General features: G+C 70.2%; 6 protein-coding genes. 4 read left to right on the forward strand and 2 right to left on the reverse strand.

Annotated elements, in window-relative coordinates; translation table 11 throughout:
- Both QK444_RS30440 and QK444_RS30445 read right to left on the reverse strand, forming a co-directional pair.
- On the reverse strand, positions 1-369 hold a 369-nt coding region (locus QK444_RS30440; RefSeq protein WP_282785552.1), incomplete at its 3' end, for a hypothetical protein.
- Between the two features lie 322 nt (positions 370-691).
- Positions 692-928 carry a DUF4254 domain-containing protein gene (locus QK444_RS30445; RefSeq protein WP_282785553.1) on the reverse strand — a complete coding sequence of 79 codons (237 nt, stop codon included), beginning with the start codon at positions 926-928 and terminating at the stop codon, positions 692-694.
- Here QK444_RS30445 and QK444_RS30450 point away from each other — a divergent pair.
- The 4 genes from QK444_RS30450 to QK444_RS30465 form a co-directional block, all read left to right on the forward strand.
- A complete protein-coding gene (locus QK444_RS30450) occupies positions 905-1,237 on the forward strand; it encodes a hypothetical protein (RefSeq protein WP_282785554.1) in 333 nt (110 codons plus the stop codon). The genes QK444_RS30445 and QK444_RS30450 overlap by 24 nt on opposite strands.
- Before the next feature lie 78 nt (positions 1,238-1,315).
- Positions 1,316-2,185: a helix-turn-helix transcriptional regulator gene (locus QK444_RS30455; RefSeq protein WP_282785555.1), complete on the forward strand. Its 870-nt coding sequence runs from the start codon at positions 1,316-1,318 to the stop codon at positions 2,183-2,185.
- Positions 2,186-2,349: 164 nt separating this feature from the next.
- Positions 2,350-2,814, forward strand: coding sequence for an AMP-binding protein (locus QK444_RS30460; protein WP_039816308.1), 465 nt, complete (start codon positions 2,350-2,352; stop codon positions 2,812-2,814).
- Between the two features lie 49 nt (positions 2,815-2,863).
- On the forward strand, positions 2,864-6,506 hold a 3,643-nt coding region (locus QK444_RS30465), incomplete at its 3' end, for an amino acid adenylation domain-containing protein (RefSeq protein WP_282785556.1).

Here is a 6,506-nt window from a genome sequence, read left to right on the forward strand (position 1 = left end):
GGGGGCGGCCCCCCGGGGCGGGGGGGGGGGGCCCGGGCCGGGCAAATGATCGGCTTCCTCGATGAGGCCGCCGGCGAGGAGATACACCTCCGCCATCCGTACCGCGGCATCGCGCAGCTCCGACAGCGAGCGACTCAGTTCGACGCCCTTGTGCTCGAATCCGCACCGCAACTGCCGGGCCGAATCGAAGCCGCCGAAGCCGGTGAGGCGGTGCGTGCGCACCGCCCGGGACCGCTGCGGTTCCATCGCCGCCGCGAATCGCAGGAAGTTCGCGGCGCATCCCCGCGCCGCGTCCGTATCCATGCGAAACGCCCCCGCCGCGGCCTGCCCGCGGAATGCCGCAGCAGTCGAATCAGCTTCGTTCACCATCGAACTCCATTCGCGAGCACCGATGAATCCATTCGTAAGAAACCGAATGGTGTGTAGTTATGCGGTGGGCAATTGCGGTAGCCGCCTTGCCGGAAATCACAGCGATATGGGGTATTGCAACGCGATACCGGGTACGGGCGTGCCGCGCCAGTCGACCACGCGGCACGCCGGGCGGGGCGCCCCGTTGCGCCCGCCGTCTTGTGGCGGGCGACGTCCAACGTTTCGAGCGAGCTATTGGTCGGATAGACCGCTCTATTGACGTCTCCGCTGACGACAATGGCTCTGTAGCAATGCAATCAATCGTGTCAACGCATTTCGGGAGTCACTGCTCAGGTAAACGGCGACGGCCTCCGGCCACGTCGATTACGAGATCAGTGTAGCCGTCAACGAGTTCGGCGAGGTGATACCAGTGTTTATGGGTATTGTCGCTGGCCGCGCCCTCGTGGTCGATGACCTGGTTGGCCTCCACCCAGCTCCGGGCCATCCGGTCCACCACCGCGCCCAGGCTCTCGGTGTGCAGGGCGGCGCCGTTGCGATGCTGCGGCAGTTCCCGTTCCACCCATTCGTTGATATCGTCAACGAGTTCGCCGCGCCGACAATCGATCTCGGCGGCAAGGAGCGGGTCGGCCACCTGCGCGCGGCGTTCGTGCAGTTCCGCGAGCGCGTGCGCCGACCGGAGCAGAACCCGGTCCTGGAAACGCCGGCCCTGGAAGGCGCAGAGCAATTGCGGGGCGGTCGGCAGCCCGCCGGCTATGGATATGGTCATCGCGACTCCCAGAACGTTCCCGACAACATCACTATTCGCACCAACATGATTGGTCTCCGGATTCAGCTGTACCGCTCATCGGATCGGTCGTACAAGAACTAGGCTAGCTGGATCATGCTCTTACAAATGCAAGAACGCAATACTGCGTTCTAACTCGTGCGCTAGGCGAAAGGGTTGGACATGGCAGGCAAGCGCACCGTGTTGACCGTGGGTTTGCGCAGACTCGCGAAGATGCTCAAAGAACTGCGCGAGCAGTCCGGACTCAGCAAGGAGGAGGTCAGCGGTCGTACCGGCATCAATGTCACCACCCTGTATCGGATCGAGACCGCCCAGGCGCGCCCGCAACGCCGCACCCTCACGGCCATGCTCGACCTGTACGATATCGGCGAGCCGCACCGTTCAGATGCCTTGCAGTTGCTGACCGACGCACAGAAGCCTGGTCTGGCACGCCCGTTCGAGGCTGCGGTCGGCGAGGTCTACGGCGCGTACATCAACTTCGAGGCGGAGGCCCTGTCGGCCCGCTTCTTCCAGGCGAGCTACATCCCCGGACTCTTGCAGACCGAGGCGTACGCCGACGCGATCATGCAGACGTCGTGGCCCAAGATTTCCGATGAGGTACGCGGCCAGCGGGTCCGCGCCCGGGTCGAACGCGCCAAAGTGCTCACCAAGGAGGAGCCGCTCGAACTCTGGGTGGTGCTGGACGAGGCCGTGATTCGCCGCATGGTCGGCGGACCGGCGGTCATGATCGAGCAGTTGGAGCGATTGCTCAATGATGCGGCACAGCGCAATGTCATCCTGCAACTGCTGCCCTTCGACGCGGGTGCGCATCCGGGGATGGCCGGATCCTTCGTAGTGCTGGACTTCCAGAACCCGGCCGACCCGGAACTGGTCTACGTGGAGGGCATCGCCAGCGACGAGATCATCGAAGGGCACGTCGAGGTACGCCGCTACGGGGTGATGTTCGACCAGCTGCGCGCCATGGCGCTGAGCCCCCGCAACTCCGAGGAACTGATCGAGAAGGTCATCGAGGAGCTGCGCCAGTCCACGTAGACGCACCGATTCCCCCGGGTGATCAATACACCTTGGGTGAGGATTCCGCACCCTCGGAGAGGTGATCCCCCGCACTGAGGTTGCTGTCGGATGAACTCGCCGACCGCGAGTCTGAATACATCCCAACAGCGCCACAGATCACCACATCCGAGGGGATGATATTCATGTGCAAGCCGGTCGATTCGTCCGCAACACTGGTCGCTCTCCGCCCGGGCGCGACCGAGCCGGTCGCCGCCGCGCTCGACCCGGCTGCCATCGCGGTGACGGCGGCCGACTGCGCGCTCTCCTACGGCGAGCTGGAGCGCTGGTCCAACCGCCTGGCGCGGATGCTGCTGCGGCTCGGAGCCCGCCCCGGCACCCGGGTCGCCATCGCGGGAACCCCGCGACTCGAATCGGTGGTCGCACGTCTGGCCATTACCAAGACGGGCGCCACCCCGGTCCCGCTCGGCACCGAAACCTCCTCCGCCCGCGCCGATTTCGGCGTGACCACCAAGGAGGGCAAGCCGCGCACGGCCGACACCACCCGCTGGCTGGTGCTGGACGAGCGCTCCACGCTGGTGCAGTACCTGACCGGTTCCGACGCGCCGATCACCGACGCGGAACGACAGACGGCGAGGAAGGCGTCCTGAGCCGCTTCACCTCACCAGCACGGCATCTCACCAGCACGCAGGACTGTTCATGGTTTCGAGTTCCGCCCTGTCCCCCGCCCCGGCCGGCGCCGCCACCGGTCCGGCCGCGCCCTTCCCGCTGTCCGCCGCCCAGCGCGGCATCTGGTTCGCCCAGCACCTCGCCGGTGACACGCCCGTCTCCATCGCCCAGTACGTCGAGTTCGTCGGCGCGGTGGACGTGGCGCTGCTGGCGGCGGCGGCCCGCCGGGCGGGTCAGGAATTCGGCACCGGCTATCTGCGGTTGCTCGAACTCGACGACCTGCCCTACCAGGTCGTCGACACCACGCTCGACGACGCCATCGACACGATCGACCTGCGCGCGTCGCCCGACCCGGAGGCGGCCGCGCACGCCTGGATGCGCGCGGAGTACACCGCGCCGCTGGACCCGCTGCGTGACCGGCTCTGCCAGGTCACCATGCTGCGGCTGGGCGAGGACCGCTGGTTCTGGTACTCGCGCTTCCACCACATCGCGCTCGACGGCGTCGGCGCGCTCACCATGCTGCAGCGCACCGGCGAGATCTACAACGCCGCCGCGGCGGGGCGCGAGATCCCGCCGGGCCGGGCCGAGGATCTGCGCGGGATCGTGGACGCCGATGCGGCCTACCGGAATTCGGACCGCATCGCCGCCGACCGCGAGTACTGGCGGGAGCATCTGACGGGGCTGGCCGAACCGGTGCGGCTGGGTCGTCACAGCGATGCGGTGGACGCCCATCCGCGGCTGCTCAGCCGCGCCCTGCCCGCGGAGACCGCCGCCCTGCTCGACGAGCTGGTGGCCCGGCTGTCCACCAGCGCCGCACCCGTCATCGTCGCCGCCTTCTCGGCCTTCCTGGGAGCGCTGACCGGTGCGCCGGAGATCGTGCTCAGCCTGCCGGTCTCCGGACGCACCACCGCCGCGCTGCGCCGCTCCGGCGGCATGATGGCCAATGTGGTGCCGCTGCGGCTGCGGCAGTCACCCACCCGCACCGTGGACGAGCTGATCCGCGCCACCCAGAGCGAGCTGACGGCCGCGCTGCGGCGGCAGCGGTACCGGCAGGAGGACATCGTCCGCGACCTCGGCTGGTCCATGGACGAGGTGGGCTCGTTCGGGCCGACGGTCAATCTCATGCTGGTGGACAGCCGCATCCGGCTCGGCGGTGTGACCGGGCGGCTGCACGTGCTCACCTCCGGACTCATCGAGGATCTGTTCGTCAACGTCTACCCCGGGGTGGGCGGCGAGAGCACCCACATCGACTTCCAGGCCAACCCGAACCGCTACGACGAGGCCGAGCTGGTGTCGCTGCACGGGCGGTTCCTGGCCTACCTGCACTCGTTCCTGGCCGCCGGACCGGATACGCGGCTGGCGGCGCTCACCGTGCTGGCCGACGACGAGCGCGAACTCGTCCCCGCGCGCGGACCGGCCGGGACCGCTGCCCGCACGCTGCCGGAGCTGCTCGAGGCCGGGGCGGCGCTCGATCCCGGGGCCGTGGCATTGCGTGCCCACGACACCGTGCTCACCTATCGCGAGGTGAGCGAGTACACCCGGCGGCTGGCCCGGGTGCTCATCGCCGCCGGGGCGGAACCCGAACGCGCCGTGGCGGTGTCGATTCCGCGCTCGGCGGAGTCGGTGCTGGCCATGTGGGCGGTGGCGCTGACCGGGGCCGCGTTCGTGCCCGTCGACCCGGACTATCCCGTCGACCGCATCGAGCACATGCTCGCCGACAGCGGCGTGGTGGCCGGGGTGACCGTCGCCGCCGCGCGCGGGGGGCTGCCCGACCGGGTGCGCTGGCTGGTACTGGACCACGCGGACACCGAATCCGCCCTCGCCGCAGCGGATTCCACGCCCGTGACCGATGCCGACCGGCGCTCGCCGCCGCGCATCGACCAGCCGGCCTACCTCATCTACACCTCCGGCTCCACCGGGCTGCCCAAGGGCGTCGGCGTGACCCATCGCGGCCTGGCGAATCTGGCCACCGGCTCCGGCGCGGCCTTCGGTGTGGACGCGGGCGCGGTGATGGCGCACGCGGTGTCGCCGAGCTTCGACATCTCCGTGGAGGAACTGCTCGTCGCCTTCGCGGCGGGCGCGACCGTGGCCGTGGTGCCGCCCGCCGCCTACGCGGGTGAGGAGTTGGCGCGGGTGCTGCGCGCGCACGAGGTCACCCATCTGAATGTGACCCCGGTGGTGGCGGGTTCACTCGAACCGGAGACGCTGCCCCGGGTGCGCACGGTGGTGGTCGGCGGTGAGGCGTGTCCGCCGGAACTGGTCGCCCGCTGGGCCGGACGCCGGGTGCTCAACGGGTACGGGCCGACCGAGACGACGGTGACCGCCACCCTGAGCGCACCCCTGGCCGCCGGTGACCCGATCACCATCGGCGGACCCGCGCGCGGTGTCACCGCGGTGGTGCTGGATCCCTGGCTGCGGCCGGTGCCGCCCGGGTCGACCGGTGAGCTGTACCTCGGCGGCCCGGGTCTGGCGCGCGGCTATCACCAGCGCATCGGCCTGACCGCGGAACGATTCGTGGCGAATCCCTGCGCGGCGGGTGAACGCATGTACCGCACCGGCGATCTGGTGCGCTGGCGTGCGGTCGCCGGAACGTGGAGCCTGGAGTACGCCGGGCGCGGCGACACCCAGGTGAAGGTGCGCGGATTCCGCATCGAACTGGGCGAAGTGGATGCGGCGGTGGCGCGGCATCCGGGCGTCGAGATGGTGGTGACGGTCGGCGCGAACACCCCGGCCGGAGCGACGGCGCTGGTGTCCTACGTCCGCGCCGACCCCGCCGCGGCGGTCGATCCGGAGTCGGTGAAAGCCACCGTCGCGCAACAGCTTCCCGGCTACATGGTGCCGACGGCCATCATGGTGCTGGACGGCCTGCCGCTCACCCCGGCGGGCAAGGTGGACCGGAAGGCGCTGCCCGCACCCGATTTCGGCACCCGCGCCCGCGCCGGCCGCGCCCCGGACACGCCGCGTGAGCGCGCCCTCGCCGCCGTCTTCGCCGATGTGCTCGGACTGGACGAGGTCGGCGCGGACGACAACTTCTTCGCCCTGGGCGGCGACAGCATCGTCGCCATCCAGCTGGTGGCCCGAGCCAAGGCCGCTGGTCTGGGGCTGCGAGCCCGGGATGTGTTCGAGCACAAGACCGTCGCCGCCCTGGCCGCCGCCGCCACCGACGTCACCGCGCTCCAGGTGCGCGAACTCCCCGGCGGCGGCACCGGCCCGATCCCCCTCACCCCGATCGTGCACGCCATGCTCGAGCAGGGCGACACCTGGCCGCGCTTCGCCCAGGCCGCCCTGATCGACCTGCCCGCCGACCTCGACCGCACCCGCCTGGCCGCGGCGATCCAAACCCTGGTGGACCACCACGACCTGCTGCGCAGCACCCTGATTCGCCGCGCGAGCGACGACGCCGACGCACCGAACCGGCTCCCCTCACCATCCGGCGACGCTCTCGGAGCGCACGTACACCCCACGGGCGGCGGCGGAGCAGACACGCGCGACGTACCCGACGCCGTCGGCACGGGCGCACACGGGGAAACCCACGCCACCGATGCGGACCCGACGCCACGCGATACGGCCGACGCTTCGCGCGCGGCGGGCGACGGCAGCGTCGGCACCCCGGCGCAGCACGACTCCCGCCACAGCGGCCACCCTGCGTCCGCCCCGGCACCATCGGCGACCG

Source organism: Nocardia sp. CC201C (genome assembly GCF_030010695.1).
Lineage (GTDB): Bacteria > Actinomycetota > Actinomycetes > Mycobacteriales > Mycobacteriaceae > Nocardia > Nocardia otitidiscaviarum.

Excerpts from the sequence above, each read along its gene's own strand:
- QK444_RS30450 (WP_282785554.1), top strand. The coding sequence starts at position 905 with ATGCTGCGGCAGTTCCCGTTCCACCCATTCGTTGATATCGTCAACGAG.
- QK444_RS30455 (WP_282785555.1), top strand. The coding sequence starts at position 1,316 with ATGGCAGGCAAGCGCACCGTGTTGACCGTGGGTTTGCGCAGACTCGCG.
- QK444_RS30460 (WP_039816308.1), top strand. The coding sequence starts at position 2,350 with ATGTGCAAGCCGGTCGATTCGTCCGCAACACTGGTCGCTCTCCGCCCG.